Annotated in this window: 21 protein-coding genes; all 21 read right to left on the bottom strand. The window is 58.2% G+C overall.

Features of this window, described 5'->3' with window-relative positions; translation table 11 throughout:
- Window positions 1–63: 63 nt before the first annotated feature.
- The 21 genes from LDL28_RS15505 to LDL28_RS15405 all read right to left on the bottom strand — a co-directional run bounded on the left by LDL28_RS15505 (window position 64) and on the right by LDL28_RS15405 (window position 16,978).
- On the bottom strand, window positions 64–330 hold the full coding sequence (locus LDL28_RS15505) for a hypothetical protein (RefSeq protein WP_233059562.1): 267 nt from the start codon (window positions 328–330) through the stop codon (window positions 64–66).
- The gene (locus LDL28_RS15500) at window positions 330–572 is read right to left on the bottom strand and encodes a hypothetical protein (protein WP_233059561.1); all 243 of its coding nucleotides are present in this window, start codon (window positions 570–572) and stop codon (window positions 330–332) included. Before LDL28_RS15500 ends, LDL28_RS15505 begins: the two co-directional genes overlap by 1 nt.
- A gap of 61 nt (window positions 573–633) precedes the next feature.
- Window positions 634–1,593 carry a hypothetical protein gene (locus tag LDL28_RS15495; protein ID WP_233059560.1) on the bottom strand — a complete coding sequence of 320 codons (960 nt, stop codon included), beginning with the start codon at window positions 1,591–1,593 and terminating at the stop codon, window positions 634–636.
- Window positions 1,590–1,817, bottom strand: coding sequence for a hypothetical protein (locus LDL28_RS15490; protein WP_233059559.1), 228 nt, complete (start codon window positions 1,815–1,817; stop codon window positions 1,590–1,592). The genes LDL28_RS15495 and LDL28_RS15490 overlap by 4 nt, the downstream gene beginning before the upstream one ends.
- Window positions 1,807–2,439 carry a hypothetical protein gene (locus tag LDL28_RS15485; protein ID WP_233059558.1) on the bottom strand — a complete coding sequence of 211 codons (633 nt, stop codon included), beginning with the start codon at window positions 2,437–2,439 and terminating at the stop codon, window positions 1,807–1,809. Before LDL28_RS15485 ends, LDL28_RS15490 begins: the two co-directional genes overlap by 11 nt.
- A gap of 118 nt (window positions 2,440–2,557) precedes the next feature.
- The gene (locus LDL28_RS15480) at window positions 2,558–3,217 is read right to left on the bottom strand and encodes a hypothetical protein (RefSeq protein WP_233059557.1); all 660 of its coding nucleotides are present in this window, start codon (window positions 3,215–3,217) and stop codon (window positions 2,558–2,560) included.
- A 138-nt stretch (window positions 3,218–3,355) separates the two neighbouring features.
- Window positions 3,356–4,177 (bottom strand): BRO family protein, encoded by an 822-nt coding sequence (locus tag LDL28_RS15475; protein WP_233059556.1) that lies wholly within the window; start codon window positions 4,175–4,177, stop codon window positions 3,356–3,358.
- Between the two features lie 96 nt (window positions 4,178–4,273).
- On the bottom strand, window positions 4,274–5,029 hold the full coding sequence (locus LDL28_RS15470) for a hypothetical protein (RefSeq protein ID WP_233059555.1): 756 nt from the start codon (window positions 5,027–5,029) through the stop codon (window positions 4,274–4,276).
- The gene (locus tag LDL28_RS15465; protein WP_233059554.1) at window positions 5,010–5,315 is read right to left on the bottom strand and encodes a hypothetical protein; all 306 of its coding nucleotides are present in this window, start codon (window positions 5,313–5,315) and stop codon (window positions 5,010–5,012) included. Before LDL28_RS15465 ends, LDL28_RS15470 begins: the two co-directional genes overlap by 20 nt.
- Before the next feature lie 231 nt (window positions 5,316–5,546).
- Window positions 5,547–7,415, bottom strand: coding sequence for a DNA polymerase (locus tag LDL28_RS15460; RefSeq protein ID WP_233059553.1), 1,869 nt, complete (start codon window positions 7,413–7,415; stop codon window positions 5,547–5,549).
- Window positions 7,412–8,920, bottom strand: coding sequence for a toprim domain-containing protein (locus tag LDL28_RS15455; protein WP_233059552.1), 1,509 nt, complete (start codon window positions 8,918–8,920; stop codon window positions 7,412–7,414). Before LDL28_RS15455 ends, LDL28_RS15460 begins: the two co-directional genes overlap by 4 nt.
- Window positions 8,921–9,166: 246 nt before the next feature.
- The gene (locus tag LDL28_RS15450) at window positions 9,167–9,433 is read right to left on the bottom strand and encodes a hypothetical protein (RefSeq protein WP_233059551.1); all 267 of its coding nucleotides are present in this window, start codon (window positions 9,431–9,433) and stop codon (window positions 9,167–9,169) included.
- Between the two features lie 25 nt (window positions 9,434–9,458).
- Window positions 9,459–9,689, bottom strand: a complete 231-nt coding sequence (locus tag LDL28_RS15445; protein ID WP_233059550.1) for a hypothetical protein — start codon at window positions 9,687–9,689, stop codon at window positions 9,459–9,461.
- Complete coding sequence (locus LDL28_RS15440; protein WP_233059549.1) at window positions 9,689–10,624, bottom strand: helix-turn-helix domain-containing protein; 936 nt, start codon at window positions 10,622–10,624, stop codon at window positions 9,689–9,691. The genes LDL28_RS15445 and LDL28_RS15440 overlap by 1 nt, the downstream gene beginning before the upstream one ends.
- Window positions 10,625–10,689: 65 nt before the next feature.
- The gene (locus LDL28_RS15435; RefSeq protein WP_233059548.1) at window positions 10,690–11,121 is read right to left on the bottom strand and encodes a hypothetical protein; all 432 of its coding nucleotides are present in this window, start codon (window positions 11,119–11,121) and stop codon (window positions 10,690–10,692) included.
- Window positions 11,122–11,123: 2 nt separating this feature from the next.
- On the bottom strand, window positions 11,124–11,714 hold the full coding sequence (locus LDL28_RS15430) for a hypothetical protein (protein WP_233059547.1): 591 nt from the start codon (window positions 11,712–11,714) through the stop codon (window positions 11,124–11,126).
- A gap of 224 nt (window positions 11,715–11,938) precedes the next feature.
- Entirely contained in the window at window positions 11,939–12,694 is a 756-nt protein-coding gene (locus LDL28_RS15425) for a hypothetical protein (protein WP_233059546.1), read from the bottom strand.
- Between the two features lie 167 nt (window positions 12,695–12,861).
- Window positions 12,862–15,471 carry a DNA-directed RNA polymerase gene (locus tag LDL28_RS15420; RefSeq protein WP_233059545.1) on the bottom strand — a complete coding sequence of 870 codons (2,610 nt, stop codon included), beginning with the start codon at window positions 15,469–15,471 and terminating at the stop codon, window positions 12,862–12,864.
- Between the two features lie 238 nt (window positions 15,472–15,709).
- Entirely contained in the window at window positions 15,710–16,048 is a 339-nt protein-coding gene (locus LDL28_RS15415; protein WP_233059544.1) for a hypothetical protein, read from the bottom strand.
- A 55-nt stretch (window positions 16,049–16,103) separates the two neighbouring features.
- A complete protein-coding gene (locus tag LDL28_RS15410) occupies window positions 16,104–16,340 on the bottom strand; it encodes a hypothetical protein (RefSeq protein WP_233059543.1) in 237 nt (78 codons plus the stop codon).
- Window positions 16,337–16,978 (bottom strand): hypothetical protein, encoded by a 642-nt coding sequence (locus tag LDL28_RS15405; protein WP_233059542.1) that lies wholly within the window; start codon window positions 16,976–16,978, stop codon window positions 16,337–16,339. Before LDL28_RS15405 ends, LDL28_RS15410 begins: the two co-directional genes overlap by 4 nt.
- Window positions 16,979–17,622 lie beyond the last annotated feature (644 nt).

Raw genomic sequence — 17,622 nt, 5'->3', positions numbered from 1 at the left:
GACTTCTCGCTCAGGCGAGCCAGAATCCACTCAGCGCCGATCCTCGCGGTTCTTTTGAGGGGGTTATTTCGTGGCAACGGTTGCCCGCTTCGCGGCATCGGACTGGCAGGCCCGCGCGGCCCGGTCCTGATCGTCCAGCTCGATCAACATGCTGGAGACTTCATCCATCGGGACGCCCTTGGTCTGCGCCATCGTCAGCTCGCCAGCTGCCTGAATGCGTTCGTCCATCGTGAACTCACGGACAGTCGGACACGGGCCGGTAACATAACCCGGCTTGTCGGCGCAGGCAGAAAGCAGCGCGAGCAGAGCAATAGAGGCGATCCTACGCATCAGAACGCCTCCTTGGGGTTCTTCAGGTCCGCAAGCAGCTCGCTCTCGTTCGACGGGCCTGCTGCGAGAGCAGCCGCCTCATCCTGAGTGACAGTCGCCACTTCGGTGGCCTGTGCTTCGGACGCCTGAGCGACCTCGGCTGTCCCTGCTGCGGTGCCTGCCTTCTGGCCCACGATATAGAGCCAGACGACAAAGCCTACGCAAAGCGCGACAATGACTGCCGCGCAGATGTAAATGACCATTTATCTCCTTTCAGTTTGTTGTGTGTGGTGTGTGGTTTGTATTCGCGCTGTGCAGGCGCGGTTAAGCGGCTTCAGGTAGGTCGATGTCCGACCAGTCCCGCCAACGCAGGAAACCAGCATGACGGGGCCGTGTGTAGCCGCCAAGGTGGTCCATGTGGTGAACCGTCATAAGCTGGTAATTTCCCTGTCGAGCGTCATCATGCAGACCGAAGCGTTCATCCCATAGCGTCTGCTTCTGCTCCTTCGTCAGCTTTCCGGTGCCGATGATATGTTCCTGGTCCTTGAACGGACCATTGATGAACCGCACACGGAGCTTCCCGGCAGTCCCTTTGCCGACCTTTCCGGCCTTTGCTGAACTGCGTTTGGTCCGGCCCGTCGCATCCTTCTGCGCAGCGTTGGTGTTGGCCTGCTCTTCGATCACCTCAAGCAGGACAGCCTCATCATCGCGGAAGGGCTTCAGCTTCAGCAGATAACCCTCTCTACGGGTTGATCTGCCAAACTTGTAGGGGCCGTTCAGGGAGCGGACCATGATACCCTCATACCCCTGTGCAACCCGGTCGGCGTAGTAACCCTTCAGCTCAGCCAAGGAACGAATGTATGTCGTGGGAACGACACGCACACGCTGCGCAAGACTACCCTCGCGTGCTAGTAGATCACTGAGAAGCCCAAAGCGAGCGCGGAACTCCATATCGGCGTCCACGTAGTCGAACACCCAGAAGGTGAAGTGCGGCTCCCCAGAGGTGCGGCGGATCGCACCGCCAGACTTGTTGAAGATTTCCGGGTCATTCGCAGCTCCAACCACCAGCTCCCCGTCCAGCCCCTCAAGAGCTTCAGCGTGCTCTTTGAAGAACTGCTGGATGAATTGGTTTCCGTGAGGGACTAGCTTCGCGGACAGGGCTTGACCGCCAGAAGCAATGCAGCGGTAGCCGTCAATCTTGGGCGAGGCGTAGCAGGGAAATGTGAAGTCCGACCACTCCCCAACGTCGCCCTTCATTGGTTTGAAGCCTTCAGGCAGGCTCACTCGGCTTTCTCCACGATCTTCACTGCCTGGACGCAGGAATGGTCCCGGTCCATGACGGCACAGCGAGCTTCAGCTGGACCATAACCATGCTCAATCGCGGCCTTGATAACCGCGTCGTCATACTTCGTCGCCATGTCGGTGCCTCCCGCGATCACGATGGCGAGCGCCACCACACTGGCGCAGATCATGCGCCATATGCAGTACCAAAAGTCCTCATAGTCCATTATTTTTACCCCAATTTTCGGCAAATGCCCGTGCAATTACTTCGAATGTTTCTGATCTTACTTTCCACCTGTCCTCAGACGGCCCAAGCCGGTTCTGCCCGCTGTCAGTCTGGTTCGCCCAGCGGGAGACTTCTTTCCCGTTTCTTGGGTCGCAGACTGTCCTTGCCGGAAACCAAAGGGATTTGTCGGGGACGGCCAAGTTGGGAAGACCTTTCAGCCACAGGCACGTCTTTTTGGATGCATCTGCCCCGAACCAGTAAGGCTGAATGACTTGGTCAGGCTTCCTTATCCTTGATGATATGCAGCTCACAGGGTTCTCAATGGCAATTTTCGCCACCGGCGCGTCCATCAGGAACTGAACAAACCTCAAGGCTTCCTCAGTCAGCTTGGCACGCTCTGGATTTCTCTTGTTCCAGTGCAGCCCAGATACGGAGAGATATGTGCATGGGGGGTGGGCTATGAGTAAATCCCATCCCCTGCCTAGAATATCCCTTACGTCTCCTTGGTGGTGCGGTCCGGGCCGGTCTGTGGGCAAAAGGTCACATGACAGCGCATCATGCCCCTTCGCCAAAAATGCATCCCGAACCCGACCGCTGTATTCACATGCGACTAGAACACGCATAGTGTTGAGTAGGAAACCTCTGTCTCCATCTGTTTATCGTAATACATTATTTTACCTATCGGTTAGAAGTAATATCCAAGAACCGCCAAGAACAAGGCGAAGTCCGATAGCGCCCATTTCACCTTGGTTGCCACAGGATCACATCCTTATTCTTGAAGTTATAGTCGGAAGCCCGAAGGATGCGGGCCACGCGGGCCTGCACCAGCATGTCCTCGCGGGTCATGCCTTTCTTCTCGAATTGCTCTTGCACGGCTGCCCAGAGTGCTGGCAGGCCATCCTTCGCGTGCTTGTCGATCAGCTTGTTCACGGAAACCGGGCCAAAGCCCTTCAGGCCCGTATATCCGTCCGTCACGTCCCCTGTGAGGGTCTGCTTGACGTGCAGAAGCTCGCCGTCCAGTTCGGAAACCTCGACCAGCTGGCGGTTTTTCATATCAAGGTGTGTGCCGGGTATCTGGCGAAGGTCTTTATCCTCGGACCAGATTACTTTCGGGCCTTTAATGGTCGGCCCTGTGCCGAGAATGCCCAGGCAATCGTCGGCTTCCAGACGCGGGCGTAGGAACACGGTGTAACCGCTTTCCTCCAGCACCCACTCTTGAAACTGGCTGTATCCGGGGGGCTTGCGCTTCCGGTGCCCTTTGTAGGTGGGCAAAACCTCTTTGCGGAAGTTGTCTTTGCCGGTGATGCAGAGGATTGTCTGCTTACGGGGAACGCCAAGCCGCTCTAGCGCGGCCTCAATTTTCTCGATGTCGGCCCGAAACTTGGCCTTTGCGTCACCCATTCGGGTGAAGGTCGTCCAAATGTCGGAACCGGGCGACCATTCAAAATCTTCAAGGGACGCGGAAACCGCGCTGAAAGCGACAATATCGCCGTCGATCAGTAGCGTTGCCGCGCCCGTATCATCCTGTGGTATGTTTGATCATTCCTTCTTTGTTTTCGCCACCTTCCTAACGACAGCGCGTTTTACCAGCTGGAACTTCCCACGCTGGTAAAGTCGCTCCATAAGGGCGACCCCTTCAGGCAGCACGTTGATTGTGTTTGCGCCGTGGAACTGCGACCACGTTTCGTCGAAATACCGGCCGCGATATTGTGAGGGCACGGAATATCCGGCTGCCGCTTTCCGAAGGTATCCAAGCTCCACCAGAGTGCCCATCACCAGACGCAGGTTCACACCAGACAGCCGTCTGGCAACCTGTCGGACGGACAGGTTCTTTGATGCCCGATTCATGATCTGGTCAAAAGCCTCGGCCTTCGCCTTGAAGGTCTCAGCCGCCTGCGTCAGCTCGGCCACACGCTGCTGAAGCGTCTCAACCGTCTGCAAGGCGACCTCGGCGCGTACGCTGTCTGGAACCGTGGGGTCATTGATGATTTCCTCGCCCTTCACATACGCCCCACGACTGCGAACGGTCGGCAGGACGGATTGCGTCACCCAATCCTGAAACCGGGTGGCCACTTCAGTGTTCCGGTGCGCTCGCAGGATCGCCTTATACAGCCCGGATTCAGTGACCATGACTGCGTTCTGCGGCCCGCGTGAAGTCAGGACTTTGTGCGTCTGGCGCTCGCCATCCGCGAAGATAGACTTCAGATTGTCCGGCCGGTTCCCGAGGATGCTGCAAACGTCCGTCAGCACGAACATGAGGCGGCCCTCAATGTCCACTGTGCGGACCTTTACCATGTCCTTCGATGTTACCGGGAAGTCGTGAAAGATTGGAGTGAGGGAAGCCTCAACATGCTCGGTCATTGTTACTCTCCATTGTGTGCAGAGCGGACTATTGCATGTCTGAAAGGCTCCCTGCAAGGCTCCCTTTACGCAACCCTCCCTTTATTTCAGGGGCGGTTAATGGCGCGGTTGTCCGCCATATCTGCGGCTTATTGCCTCGGCCGCGATGCGCCGCGCCCATATGTCCAGATCGGCCATCGTCGGATTTACGATGTCGAACTGAAAGAGGCCGCGCATCTGCTCCAGCTGTCCCTCATATTGCTTCGTCCGGCCATCGGCCTGATCAACCTCGCGCTCGACACGGACAAGGATGCCCCGGCGCGACACTACCCACCACGCCTCATTCGCAAAGCGGACATCATCCACGATGATGAACGGGAACGGGTTAAAGGCGATATCGTGTGCGAGTGCCTTGATGAAGTAGTTGTTCGACACCGCCCGAAGCCCATGCGTGCCAATGTCGATCATGAGCTGGCGGGGGGTTTTTCCGTCCAGAACGTCAAGGGGACGATCCTTGCCTTCCGTCATGGCCTTGTGAGGGTTTCTGACGCCAACACGAGATAGAGCCAGAGAACAAATGGCGCGGAGAGGCCCCGCAAAGGGGCGGATGTCCGTGGACATGACCCCCTCAGAACAGCTGATCTTGTCGGCTACCAGCTTGGCAAGGGTAGACTTCCCCATATGCGACATGGGCGAATACAGCCCGATAATGACCGGGCCTTCCCGCTCCTGCTCGACAGCAGGGGACAGGGGCGGCTCATTGAAGCCGTATCGGTCCTCCTTGGCTGCTTCCAGCGTGGCGTATGGGGACGGCTGGATTTCCCCATTCATAACCGCGTGGATTGTGTGGGGATCAGGTGCGCAGGTAAGCATGTTCAATGTTCTCCCTCACAGCTTCCATCAGTTCATCGGCAGTCAGGTGCATGTCGCGTGCCAGGTGGAGGATGTCCTCCAGAGTCAAGCGGCCTGCCGGAAGTGCGAGATCGGCCGTCTGATTGCCTTCCATCCCACCCGTGGGGATGTGGAGGGTGGCTTTCCCTGCCGGTCCACTGGTGACGGTGATCGTCCCACGACGACTTGCAGGCTTTGCGGTCAATCCTGCGTCAAAGGACAGGCTATCATCCCGCTTCGGGTTTTCTGGGTAGCGTTTGAACGGCATTGTGCGTGTGTTCTTCTTGTTTGGTGGTTGAGTGGATGGCACCCCACAGGCAATGCAGACCTGCGGGTGTGATGTGCCAGACGCGGCCATGGCCACATCCCAGACGGACGCTGATCAGTCCCTCGGATGCGGCTATGGCAACCTCATCGGCGCTTTCCTTCGCCAAATTGGATTTCGTGGTGAATGGGCTGTCCCATGCCTCCCATAAGATCGGCAGGACTTCGGGCGGGATTAGTGCGTCTCGGCCCATGTGCGGCCGATCTTCGCATCCCCGTTTAGGCGACAGTCAAAGCCGAGAGCCTCGCCTGCGGCTGTTGCCATGTCCTTGCAGACCTGTGCGACTGTCTCAGCAATCTCCGGTGTCCGGCAGGCGATCTGCACTTCATCGTGGACCCACGCGCAGAACGAAAAGTCTCCGCTCAAGCCCCACTTGAGGCCGCGCCGGAGCAGTTCGTCATAGATCATGACAATCCACTGCTTGCAGACGATGGCACCGGCCGACTGAAGCAAGGTGTTGAGGGCCGCGTGAGGCTTTCTGATTGTCAGCCTTCGGCCGTCGATACCTTCGATCCATCCGCGCTCGGCTGCTTCCCGCACCTTGTCGCGCAGCTTGGCCAGCGCAGGCATTCCTTTGAGGAACTGCGCCTTGATGCGCTTGCCTGCCTTTTTCTGTTCAGCTGCGGATGCGTTGGGCAGCACGATAGCGCCGATCAGTTCATCACCGGCCCCATAGAGATAGGCGTAGATGAACGTCTTGGCCTTATCGCGGGTGGGTAGGCCCGCTGCCTTCATGTTGACCGTGTGGACGTCCCCGTCCAGCACGACAGACACATAGGCCCCGTCGTCGTAAATCGACAGGTAATGCCCGAGACAGCGCAGCTCCAGCCCGGACATATCGGCCCCCACAAGGGTCCATCCGGGTGGGACCGTGAACAGGCTCCGGCACTCGAACCCGAAGCCGCCCGCAAGCCCCTTCAGGACGTTCCCATCTCCATCATGGGCAACCTTCATCACCTGAGCGATGTTTGGCCGCTTGTGGGTTGCTCTGCCCGTTACCGCTCCGGCTGTCTCATATTCGCCGTGAATGCGCCCGTTTCGCTCCAGCTTGAGCCAAGCGTTCTTGCCTATGGCAAGCATCCCCAACGCCTTCTCGATGGCGTAATACTCCCGAATGATCGGGATTTCTGGGAAGTCGAGCTTTGCCAGAACAGCATCGTCGAGATTGACGCGCCCTGTCCGGCCGTCACGCGGGGCATCCCAGCCGTATCTCAGCTTCAGGCGCTCGGCCAGCTGCTCCCGGCCTTTCGGCTTCAGAGCTTCCATCTTGCGCTTCTGGAACGGGACGCCCTTCACATACCCACGGACTTTGTTGTTCACCTTGGGTATGATCGTCGTGATGCGCTCGATCGGTGGGAAAGCCCGCTGTATCTGCTCGAACAGCTCATTGCTGCGGGCCGCAAGATCGGCGTAAAGCATGCCTGCGGCTTTCACATCGAACGTGAAGCCTTCCACGGTCATTCTGAAGCACAGGTCCGCAACCCGGCGCTCCAGCTCATAGACACGAGGCGTGATCGTGCCGTCAGCAAACTTCTTGCCGATCTGCCGATACAGGGCCAACGTTACCCGTACGTCCTGCTCACAGTAGGTCTGCATGGCCTTGGTCCAAGTGGACCAGTCGGCATCTTCGCTGAAGTCACCCTTCAGGACGCCGAGCCGGTAGCCCCAAGCCTTCAGGCTGTGGGAACCGATAAGCCTCCCTGGAAGCGTCCCTTGCTTCCAGCGGAACATGTCACCCTGCTTGATTTCCGGCCACAGAATACGGGCCAGCAGCAGGGTATCAACGATCTTTGACCTGTCCCACTTAAGCCCTGTGATCTTCTCCAGCGCGGGGATGTCATAGAGCAGGATGTTGTGCCCATAGAGACGATCAGCCTCATGCAGCAGCTTCAGACCCTCTGAAATGGGCACGTAGCCCGGTTGGTCCGCGCAGCTGATCCACTCCTTTCGGTCTGGGTCATACAGGACGATGGAGTGGATTATGGAAACTTCGTCGAGCAGTCCGTTGGTCTCAATATCGAATAGAAACCTGCGCCCGCTCAATATGCAGGCTCCCTCTGAGGGTCACTGGCAGGCTCACTTTCATCCCGCGAAAACTCGTCCACAGGGTTGTCTCGATAATCGGCCGGATAGTCGAGCAGCCGCCCCGTCTTTGTGTCATAGAACAGCTTGCAGGCCACGCCTGTGGTGCTGAATTGGCGGTTCTTCAGGACGCGAAGTGTGATCAGATTTCGGTCGTGGGCATCCTCTGCCTGCTGATTCCGCTCCAGCGCCACAACGATGTCCGATAGCTGGACGATAGAATGCGAGCCACGGGCATCCCTGAGCGAGATTTGGCCGCCTTCCTCGTGCGACTTTCCGCCCTTATCGCTGCCTTTCGTCAGGTGGCTGACAAGGATCACGCATATCTTCAGCTCTTGGACCAGAGAACGCAGCTTGGTCATGGTCACGTCGATGGCCTTGCGTTCGTCCATCGTGACGATGCCTGATAACATGATGCTCAGGTGGTCCAGAATGATGTATCGGCAGCCACCGGCGAGTGCCAGGTATCTGATCTTGGCGAGGATCACATCAGGATCGACGGACCCGAAACTGTCATAGAAATAGACCCCCTCACGGCCCGCTGTGCGGTCATAGGCGGCCTTCATTGCGGTCCGGTCCACGCCCTTCATGGACACGTCCAGACGCTCACCTACCTCATATCCGACGATGCCGAGGGCAGTTCGATCCGGGCCTTCCTCTAGGTGAATTGCCCCGATGTTCTCGCCACACTTGATCAGATGATGCTCAATCGCGCGGCAGGTGGTGCTTTTCCCTGATCCAGTTCCAGCCAGCAGCGTGACAACGGACGGAATCGGCAGAAGGGGGATGTGCCCCTTCATCATGTCCCACGGAACAACCTGGCCTTCTGGGCCTTTGTAGTTGGTCAGGCGTTCCCACAGTTCGCCACCAGACAGAACGCTGTCGGGCCGCCACGGGTGGGCGTCAAAATTGGCCTGAATGATTGCCTGCACCTTCCCGGCCTTCAGGCACTCATTCGCATCCTTAAGGGGCAGCTTGGCGATGAACGCCTTGCCGGGTGGAAGCACGCTGGCGGCTTCCTCAATCGCCTTCTGTCCCGGTTCGTCGTTATCGAACATAAGGATGATGCGCTCGTATCCGTCGAGCCATTCATAGGCTTCAGACAGGGCCTTCTTTGCGCTCTGGGCACCATCCACCAGGGAGACGACCGGCCAGCGGTTCTGCTGCGCCTGGGACACGCTCAGGGCGTCAATCTCGCCTTCCGTGATGATGATGCGCTTGCCGGAGCTGGGCCACAGGTGCATTCCGTAAAGCGGCTCCGCATCCTTCTTATCGCCCAGCCATGTAAACTTTTTGTCTCGGGTGCGGAGCTTCTGAGCTACCACGCGCCCGGATGAATTGTATTCCTGTGCCACATGGACGGTATCGCCATGCTTGTTTTTGCCAGTCCCATATCCCCACTTCTGGCACGTCTCGGCCGTTAAGCCGCGTGCGGGAATACCAGAGAACTCTAAGTCCTCGATCAAGCCTTTATCGGGCCTCCCTTTCGATTTCTGTTGTGTTTGCTGTGTCTGGCCTTCGTCGGCCCCCACGCGCCTGCGCTGCCCACAGTTGAAGCAATGCGACCACCCTGCATCGTTTACGCTCAGTGCATCACTTGATCCGCAATCTGGGCAGGGCATGTGCGTGGCGATGAACCCTTGAGATTCCGCCAAAGTCTTGGATCGGTAAAAGAAAAGGGCACGCTGTTAGACGTGCCCTTCTCGGTTCTTTTAGGCTGCTGCCGGTGCAGCTGCGGGAGCTGCGGTCGTGGCCGCTGCGGCCTTCACGGGAATGGCCTCATCCACAAGGGACAGGATGCCCGTAACAACCGTGCCCAGCGTGGTGGCATTGATGCCCTTCTTGGTCAGAACGGACGCCAGTTCCGGGTCCAGCGCGTTCGCAACGGATGCGCAGACCTCCAGAGCAACCTTTGCGGTTGCATTCGTGACGCGGCCTTCAATGAAGGTGCAGATGGAACCGAGGATACCTTCGTTCATTTGTTCTCCTTTGTTGTTTTGGATTTCAGGTTTTCGCCGCCCGAAAAAAGCGGCGGACCGCCCATTCGAGGGCAATCTCAAACAGCGTGGTGATGATGCCCAGCACCAGCAGCACCAGAACGGCCCAGAAAGAGGCTGCCACAGGTGCGGTCAGAGCCCCCCAGATCGGGATGGGCGCACCCATATAGTGGAGCAGCGCCAGCAGCCCTGTGGCGACGCTGAGTATGCGGAAAAGGGGTGCGAAAAAATCGAGCATTACTTGCTTGTTCCTGCGAAGCGCCACTTGCCGTATCGACGGCCTGTAAGCGGGTCTTTGTGGGTTTCACGGACAACCGGAAGGCCGATGTCACGCAGTTCCGTGATGCGGCGGGTTAGGGAGCCAGACGACACGCCCTTGGCACGCATAGCGTCCAGGGCGGTGATTGAACCCATCCCGTCGATCAGGGCATAGATGGACCGCGCCAGAGGGGTCAGCTTATGCCGACCCTTCCAGTAGATTTGCGCGACCGTCAGGGGGCGATCAGCCTGCTTCATGCCGCGAGCGGCTGTGATGCGGGACACCTTCACCAGGCTTCCGGCGGCCGTCGCCGTGTTGCTGGAGACGGTGATCGGAGCCAGCTTTTCGCACTCGGCCTCAAGCCCGTCATCAGTTGATCCATCGTCGAAGCGGACCTCCACGACACGACCACGCGAGCCGCCGATACCGTGAACGCGCCCCACAATGCCCGTCTTGCCTATCTGGCTGCTCATGAAGCGGTGCCATGCGGAGATCACGCGGATGCGATCCCCAACGCTCAGGCGCTCAAAAGCGGGCTTCCGCGCTTCCGGCACGACTTCAAGATAGCGGGCCGGACCATAATCGGTGATGCCATTATCGAAGCGCACAAACACCATGCCCCGGCCGCGCATACGCACGACACCCGTCATTCCCTCGAAACGCGGAAGCCACGCGCCACCAGCCACCTCGAGATGGACACGGGTTCCTTCCGGCAGGCCGATAACCTCAACATCGTCGGGGTAGCCATAGTCGGTTCCGCCGTTTTCGAAACGGACATCCACGAAGCCCCGCTCCCGCCCGGTGACTTCCCCGACCTGTCCTTCATATTCCGTTTCGAACAAGCGGTTGTCGCGCTTCACACGGACTTTCGCGCCGACGATCAGAAGGGATTGGTTGCTGTTGTTGCTGGTCATGATTGACTGCTTTTCTCGCTGTGTGTGTTTGAGCGGCTATGCAGGCCGCTGCGGGTTGGCCGGAACTATTCCAGCCATTCAGGCGGGACGGTCGGACCTTTCGCGTAGGGAATGCCGTGCTTTTCGCACCATTCCCCATACGTGGTCTTTGCGCCCTTTCTGATCTTTGACCTCGGGTTGTTGAACAGGATGCGGATGTCTGCGTCAGGGTATGCAGCCTTGACGCATTTCAATTTCATCCGGTCCTCATCATCCCAGAAGCCTTTTATTTCGAGACAGACGCCGTTACCCAGAACATAGTCGGGGTAATACTTCTGCGGTGGCCGTTGGTATGAAAAATGCTTCCCAGCATTACTGACAGGGTTCTTTGATACCTGCGCTCCGGCTTCCTCAAGGTGTGCCAGAACGTCCCTCTCAAAGCCGCTGTCGAACTCCCCTTTCGACTTGAGCTGTCCCTTCGCCCGCATCAGTCCATAGACGCTGCGCCGTGTTGCCACGGTTAGAAGGGCACCTCGTCGTCCAGATCATCACCGGACCCACCGGACGCGCCCCCATCGGACCCGGAGAACTCGTTGGCGTAATATGCCCCTTCCTCGTCGTCGGAATCATCGTCAGGTGTGAAGCCCGTGCTGGAGTATTCGACCAGCTTGATCAGCTTTACCGCGATCAGATCGACGCCAATGTAATTCTTGCCCTGAAACTCGGTTGGCTTCAGAGCAATGCGCAGACGAATGGTGGAACCATTACCAATGTCAGGGGGGTTCTTGATGGGTTTGCTGCGGGCATCCACGACAGGGATCACCACCTTCTCGCCAGTCTTACGGGTTGCGTAAGCCTTGGCCGTGATGAAGACCTTGCCGTCCTTTTCCTTGAACGGACCGTTGATGCCCGCCTTGATCTGCTTGGGCGTGAACGTCTCGGCCTTGAAGTCCTCGACGATCTTGGTCAGTTCGGCCAGACCTTCCCCATCGAGGATGATACTGGCTTCCTGTTTACCCGTGCCCTGGCCGTTAAAGGTGGTCTCACGCCCCAGCGTGATGAACCGGGCCAGACCCTTCGGGGTGGTGACTTTCAGCTTGTCGCTTGCCATTTGCTCCTTTCTTGTCCGGTTTGCGCCGTCCGTTTTTGTGCTTGTTGAAGTGTTTCATCGGTTTGCGTCTCCACGCTTTTGCAGGTTCACCCGTGATGCCGACCTCGGCCGCCAGTGCGTTTGACAGGGTGTGAATGTGTTCCTTCGGCATATCGCTCAGGTCTGAAACGGTCCCGTCAGCCGTTGCCACCGTGAGGCCAGAGGCCCCACGACGAACGATGATGTTATGCTTCGGCATTGTTGCCCTCACTGGCCGGAACCGTCTGAATGGCGGGCAGGCGGGTCAATGCGGCCGCGCACATAGCCGCGATTTCGGCATCACCCGTGTGCAGGGCAAGCGCACGCATTGCCAGAACTGCACGAGCCAGCAGCGGCCCACACTTCACCAGATTGAGGGCCACAAGAGGGTCCATGGTGTTGTCGCGGGTGGTCGGCGCAGCCACGAAATTCCCGAACCGCGCCAGAGCGCCCAGCTCATCGCCACTCACGATCACCGCGAAGGTATCTGCCTCAAGGGCGCGAGCGGTTAGAGCTGCGCTTCCAAGGCGCGTCACCAGCCGGTGGAATGTCTGAGCCAGCGCGGAACGGGCTGCCCAGAACACAAAACTGGGAACTGCAAGCACCTTCGTGAGTGCTTCAGCTTCCTCCAGGTGAACCCCGATCAGGAAACCATCATCGGTTTCTGCCACATCGCATTCGGCGGGAAAGCGGATGATGTCGGCGCGGCCTTCTTCCACGGTAAGCCCTGTCTCCACTTCCGGCTCCGGTTCGCCAGCAGCTTCATCGGCCGGAGCATCGGGGTCGGCATCGTCGTGGTCCATGAGAATGTGCCCTTCACGGCCGCTTGCTGCATTGCCTCCCTCGAACTCAAGGATGATGTCCTGAAGGCCGGGGTAGCGTGACTGCATTGCGGGAAGATTGGCGGCAATGTCGCGCTGGACCATTGCCATGTATTCGGGTGTAAGATCGTGTTCGGGCATTTCTAATGTCCTGCATTGTGTGTGGATTGCGGAAACACGCGCCGGACACCGGCAAGGAACAGTGCAGTTTCCTGCCAGCGTTCTGTCCAACGCATGTTATGCAAATATCAGCTCTAAATGCAGAAAACCCCCGATAACCTATTGGATTATCAGGGGTTTTTGTAATATCACGCGAAGGCGTATTTAGCTTTCAGCAGCACGCGAAGATCAAGGTCTCCTTGAGGGGGCGGTGGCTGCAATTTAGCCTTCCCTTCATCGCTCAGGACGGCCATTGCCCTCTCATATATGTCCGCCAGCGGACTCCAGTTCTCATACAGGGCCACCATCTGCTCCCGTGTGATGTGGGACAGATCGTTGGCATTGCCTGCATGGCTGGCGAATGAGTCGTGGATCACCAGCATATCCAGATGGCCTGCGTCAGCCATGGCATTAACGGTCATGGTCAGATGGGCCGCATCGCAGGCATGGATCACGTTCGGACTGATTGCGGACTTCTGGGCAGACTTGTTCACGCGCTTAGGGTCTGGCGCGTAGGTAAGAAGTTGCAGCTGGGCCAAGAAGGTGCTGCCGACCATTTCCGAACGACCCATCCAGCCATCCCACTTGATGCCTGCCGGTGCCAGCATGGCCCGCACAGGCGTGGCCACTTCCTCTGTCGTACGCTGTATCATGGGAAAGCCCGTGGGCGTCACCATTTCAACGCCCTTGCTCTCGCCCGCCAGAACCGATGCGGCATGTTGAAGCCAGCTCATTGCCGCGCTGACGTTCGGCAGAACAGCCTTCGTCGCTTGGTATATAGCCTTGCCCAGATAGGTGGACGCCGCTGCCCCTTCATCTGCCCCGAATGCGTGCTGGTCGTCCTCTCCGGCCATGACGCGCAGGGACAGGCCGCTCATGTAATCGTCCCGTATCTGCTGGCTAAAGCCATAAGCCACGGCTGAATAGCCGAAGGTCATGACCGGGCGTTTTACGATGGAACGGGTGATGCCCACCCCCATCCACTGTGCGGCGGCTGCCTTCATTTTTTCGGCGCTGAGGCGGTCCAGTTCCGCTTTCTCGGCATCCGTCATGACAATCTTGGCGTCTCCAGCCCGCGTCCTGGCCGCTTCATTGATCGTGTCGATCTGGTGGCTGATCTGGTCCAGGTAGTCAGACGGGTCAGCTGCCTGAAGCCCCTTGGCGTCCGCCTCGCAAATGCTCTGGCATTCCTTGGCGACCTCAGCATAAAGATCGTGGGGCCGGTCAGGGTCAACCAGACACACATGGACACCTTCAGGTGCCCGCGTCGCCGCGCTATAGTGCTGGACGCCCGAATTAGACCCGTCCAGCGCCACGGGTATGCGTGATTCATACTTGGCCGGATCAGGGTCGTCCAGCGCACGGATCAGGTCACAGCAGGCCGCATAGAAACTGAAAGGGGCGTCGGCTTCCTGCCACATGCGGGAGGCTGAAGGGGCCGCAACCATTGCACGGATCAGGTGCAGATTATCGTCCACCCACCGGACGCGGACCTCGAACGGCTCCTTGCTGACCTTCTCAAAGTCCCCGGTGTTGGCCACATGAACTTTCAGCCAGAACAGCCCATGCTCGCCTAACGGTTTAGCGTCATAAAACTGGATCAAAGCCTTCGTGGCATCGCCCCGATGATGGGAAAAGGCCGGTGCAGGATACACACGGCCTCGAAAGTCCAGCATATGCGGCTGGTAAAAGGGCATACCAAAGGTCAGCAGCAGGTCAGCCTCATAGGTGTCCCGCTCCCACTGTGCTATGCCTGCGGGTATTCCCCCATTGATGGACAACGCCTTGTGCCTGCGCTGCATATACCGGGCACGGTCCCTCTTGGTCCAAAGCGAAATGCACCCAGGCACACGCGCGTCAACGTGCAGCGGCGTGCGCAAGGGGGTAACGTCCGGTATGTGAATGCCCGCATCCCACACGTGCTTGCGCAACGCGAGCGCATCAGGATTAACGGACAGGCGTACAGACTGGAGGCTGTTCACGGCCCGAAGCACGGGCTTCATGGTGCCCGCACGAATGGCCTTATTGATGGCTGTGCGCGATTCAGGGCATTGCTTACGGACCAGCGGTAGAAACTGCTGCATCTGGCTGGTCAGATAGGCCCCGCTGCGTCGGTTCTTCCACGGAAGCGGCCGGACAAGCATAGGTCGGAACGGTGGCGAAACCATCAGGTTACTGCCTTCGACATCGTTCAGCAGCTCATTCGCTTCCTTGGAAAACCCGGCGCGGTATTTCTTCAGCTTTCCTTCCGTTTCTGTCAGGCGGAACAGGCAGGTGACGCTGGCCGCATTCCACAAAGGTGCGCCCATCAGCACGCGCGTGCTGTCGTCCCACGCAGATTCCCCTATGTCGGATTTCTTGGCCCGCAAACCGCTGCGGCCCCGCTTCAGGGGTGCATTCGCCTGAATGGCATCCAGTATCCCGCCCAGCTGGAGCAAGGTGTAGGTCAGCGTGGCGCGAGAATAAGCTGCATTCCACACGCATTGCAGGGCTGCGGACGCAACGGTAGGCAGATCAACCCGTTTCAGGACAGAATACCACGCAGGACGCTTACCGACCTTGCCCGTATCATAGTGATCCAGCTGGGCCTGCAAAAAGCCTGCCACCAGCGCGACCATTACCGGCATGGTCAGCTTTTCTGCCCGCGTGGCCAGCCCGTTAATGGCTGCCCGTGCATCGCGTATGGACGCCCGTTCGCGCCCCACAAGAAGCGCGTTATGCTCGCGCTCTATCTGCGCGGCCTCAAGAGTAGTTGCCATCTGACAATCCTCGTATGTGTGCCGGGGTAGGTGTGCAGCCTAGCCCCGGCGTATGTGTGTGCGACCGGAATGCCCTCATCCCATTCTGTGCAGGAACAGAACGAGAACAAGCCATGGCAACCCTTAGCGCATTCGCATCAGGGTTGGGAACCAAAAAGTGCCCTCCCAGATATGTTTCAGAGCATGAGCATTGGCGCAACCCTGTCCGTGATAGAAAGTGTTAGTGAGTGCGGCAATTTTATACCAGCATCTCCACTAAACCCTGCCCCGGTGGGGTTAATCGCAGCAATATCCCCGCATCGGTCCTTACCCTATCAAGATACTGAATAGGTGTTATTAGATTCTGCTTTGCCGCTGGGGGCGCTTTTGGTCCCATCAGGCTGATACACGCATCGTAAACTGTTGTTTTTCCACAACCGAGCATGGGGGCCACGTTCTGCTCCAACAAGCCGGGGTAAACATACGTGGCCATCAGCACTGACACCTGAATGGGGCTTAGTCCTAATTCCTCACGGTTCTTGGTAAAGAACGCCAGCACGCGCTGGACGCGGGCCTTTTTGTGTTCTTCATCGACCATGGTGAATGCTCCCGTTCAGTTCCCTTTTGCGTATAGGGAATATGGGCGCAGGCGTCTAGGGCAAAAATGTCCAGCCCATCTTGGTTTTCAGGATTGGCTCAATAAAGGCGAACATTGCTGCAACCGTGGCCATTTTCGCGGTTGCACGGTCCCGGCTCCTTTCCAGGGACACGACACGATCTTCCAGTTCCGGCACGACCTCGATGCGCTGTTCCACGCTGGCAATGCGTTCACGAATATCCGCCAGCCCCAGCAGGACTTCAGTTTCAAAGGTGTTCTGTCCCACGCTCATGCCCAGAAATACCCGGTCGCAGGCTGGACAGCCGTGGGGCCGCCAAGCGTATCCATTTCCTGATTGACGTTGTTCAGCGTCGTCACTTCCTGCTGGTAACGCTGCTCGAAGTTGGCTTCCTGATCCATTGCAAAGAAGTTGGCTGCATAGCTCAGGCAGGCGAACAGCAGGCATTCAGGGGACAGCGCCAGCAGTTCGTTGCTGTCCGTATCGGCATTAAGGGGCTGGAACTTCGCGTAATACACAAGCCGCGCATAGGACTGCGGATAGGGCCGGAACAGAATGTCTCCCTCATTACGGGCAAACACAGCCCCACGTCCGGGCTGCTTTGGCAGGCGCAGAAGGTGGGCGTAGCTTACCGGCTGGCAGCTGGTGTTGTCGGCTTCCACCTGGCGCATGATCAGGAAGTCAGCGGGGATTGGAATGGACTGGATGGGGGTGCCTGCGGTGGCCTGCACTGTCAGATCGCGCTCCATCTGTGCAAGGCGCAGATCACGCTGACAGCGGGCGAGGCCGCGCTTAATGATCATGTTTGCCTGCTGTGTGGAAATATCAGTGCGGTTCAGCCAGTCCGTCATGAAGTCGCGGAAGGTTCCCAGCGTGAAGTCGCTATCGGGAATGGGCATAAGATCAGGCATTATACCGCCTTTTCCGTGGCGAGGAATGCCTCAAGGCCATCATGCTTCAGCTTACGGACGATAGCCTTCTCGTCCTCCATCCAGATATTGAAGCCCTCTTTCAGCCATTTGGTGACGAAAATCGCCGGGATGGACGCTACGCGCTGTAGTTCGCCGCATCGCTGCGCAGACGATCCGATGCGGTATTCTTTCAGTTCGTCTAGGAACTGCTGCGGGATGTCCTGATACTGCCGGAACAGCAGTCCATCCGCGTTTTCTTGGATGTCGAGCGCAACCGCGCCCGTGTTCTGCTTTATCGTTCTCTCCTTACTCTGTGGGCGGTGGGCCGGGAAATGGATATGGCCTCATCGGCTCATAAACGTCACGTTGGCCGTTCCTGTCCCTGAGCTGGCCTGAATGGCCACCACGTCACTGGTGCTGCACAGGAAATATTCGGGCACGTTCGCAGGCATAAGCATTTCGCCCAGCTTCCCGATGGCGACTGTGCTTGCAACGCTGCACACAATACGCACGACCCGCGAAGATGGGACCGGAGCCTGCACTGTGGTCGGGGCGGATGCGGATGTGGCCACGTTCACCGTTGCGATTGGTCGGAATGGGATCATTTTTGTTGGTTTCCTCTCAAAAAAGAAGGCCCCCTTTAT

It is taken from the genome of Komagataeibacter sp. FNDCR2 (assembly GCF_021295395.1).
In the GTDB taxonomy this organism is placed as follows: domain Bacteria; phylum Pseudomonadota; class Alphaproteobacteria; order Acetobacterales; family Acetobacteraceae; genus Komagataeibacter.
The sequence above is the reverse complement of the archived record's forward strand: the minus strand, read 5'-3'. Positions and strand labels throughout refer to the sequence as shown.

What these genes read in the sequence shown, in the direction of transcription:
- LDL28_RS15465 (WP_233059554.1), bottom strand. Translation starts at nt 5,315, where the DNA reads ATGCCGTTCAAACGCTACCCAGAAAACCCGAAGCGGGATGATAGCCTG.
- LDL28_RS15480 (WP_233059557.1), bottom strand. Translation starts at nt 3,217, where the DNA reads ATGGGTGACGCAAAGGCCAAGTTTCGGGCCGACATCGAGAAAATTGAG.
- LDL28_RS15410 (WP_233059543.1), bottom strand. Translation starts at nt 16,340, where the DNA reads ATGAGCGTGGGACAGAACACCTTTGAAACTGAAGTCCTGCTGGGGCTG.
- LDL28_RS15405 (WP_233059542.1), bottom strand. Translation starts at nt 16,978, where the DNA reads ATGCCTGATCTTATGCCCATTCCCGATAGCGACTTCACGCTGGGAACC.
- LDL28_RS15430 (WP_233059547.1), bottom strand. Translation starts at nt 11,714, where the DNA reads ATGGCAAGCGACAAGCTGAAAGTCACCACCCCGAAGGGTCTGGCCCGG.
- LDL28_RS15415 (WP_233059544.1), bottom strand. Translation starts at nt 16,048, where the DNA reads ATGGTCGATGAAGAACACAAAAAGGCCCGCGTCCAGCGCGTGCTGGCG.
- LDL28_RS15485 (WP_233059558.1), bottom strand. Translation starts at nt 2,439, where the DNA reads ATGCGTGTTCTAGTCGCATGTGAATACAGCGGTCGGGTTCGGGATGCA.
- LDL28_RS15420 (WP_233059545.1), bottom strand. Translation starts at nt 15,471, where the DNA reads ATGGCAACTACTCTTGAGGCCGCGCAGATAGAGCGCGAGCATAACGCG.
- LDL28_RS15445 (WP_233059550.1), bottom strand. Translation starts at nt 9,689, where the DNA reads ATGCTCGATTTTTTCGCACCCCTTTTCCGCATACTCAGCGTCGCCACA.
- LDL28_RS15470 (WP_233059555.1), bottom strand. Translation starts at nt 5,029, where the DNA reads ATGCTTACCTGCGCACCTGATCCCCACACAATCCACGCGGTTATGAAT.
- LDL28_RS15505 (WP_233059562.1), bottom strand. Translation starts at nt 330, where the DNA reads ATGCGTAGGATCGCCTCTATTGCTCTGCTCGCGCTGCTTTCTGCCTGC.
- LDL28_RS15450 (WP_233059551.1), bottom strand. Translation starts at nt 9,433, where the DNA reads ATGAACGAAGGTATCCTCGGTTCCATCTGCACCTTCATTGAAGGCCGC.
- LDL28_RS15425 (WP_233059546.1), bottom strand. Translation starts at nt 12,694, where the DNA reads ATGCCCGAACACGATCTTACACCCGAATACATGGCAATGGTCCAGCGC.
- LDL28_RS15500 (WP_233059561.1), bottom strand. Translation starts at nt 572, where the DNA reads ATGGTCATTTACATCTGCGCGGCAGTCATTGTCGCGCTTTGCGTAGGC.
- LDL28_RS15475 (WP_233059556.1), bottom strand. Translation starts at nt 4,177, where the DNA reads ATGACCGAGCATGTTGAGGCTTCCCTCACTCCAATCTTTCACGACTTC.
- LDL28_RS15440 (WP_233059549.1), bottom strand. Translation starts at nt 10,624, where the DNA reads ATGACCAGCAACAACAGCAACCAATCCCTTCTGATCGTCGGCGCGAAA.
- LDL28_RS15490 (WP_233059559.1), bottom strand. Translation starts at nt 1,817, where the DNA reads ATGGACTATGAGGACTTTTGGTACTGCATATGGCGCATGATCTGCGCC.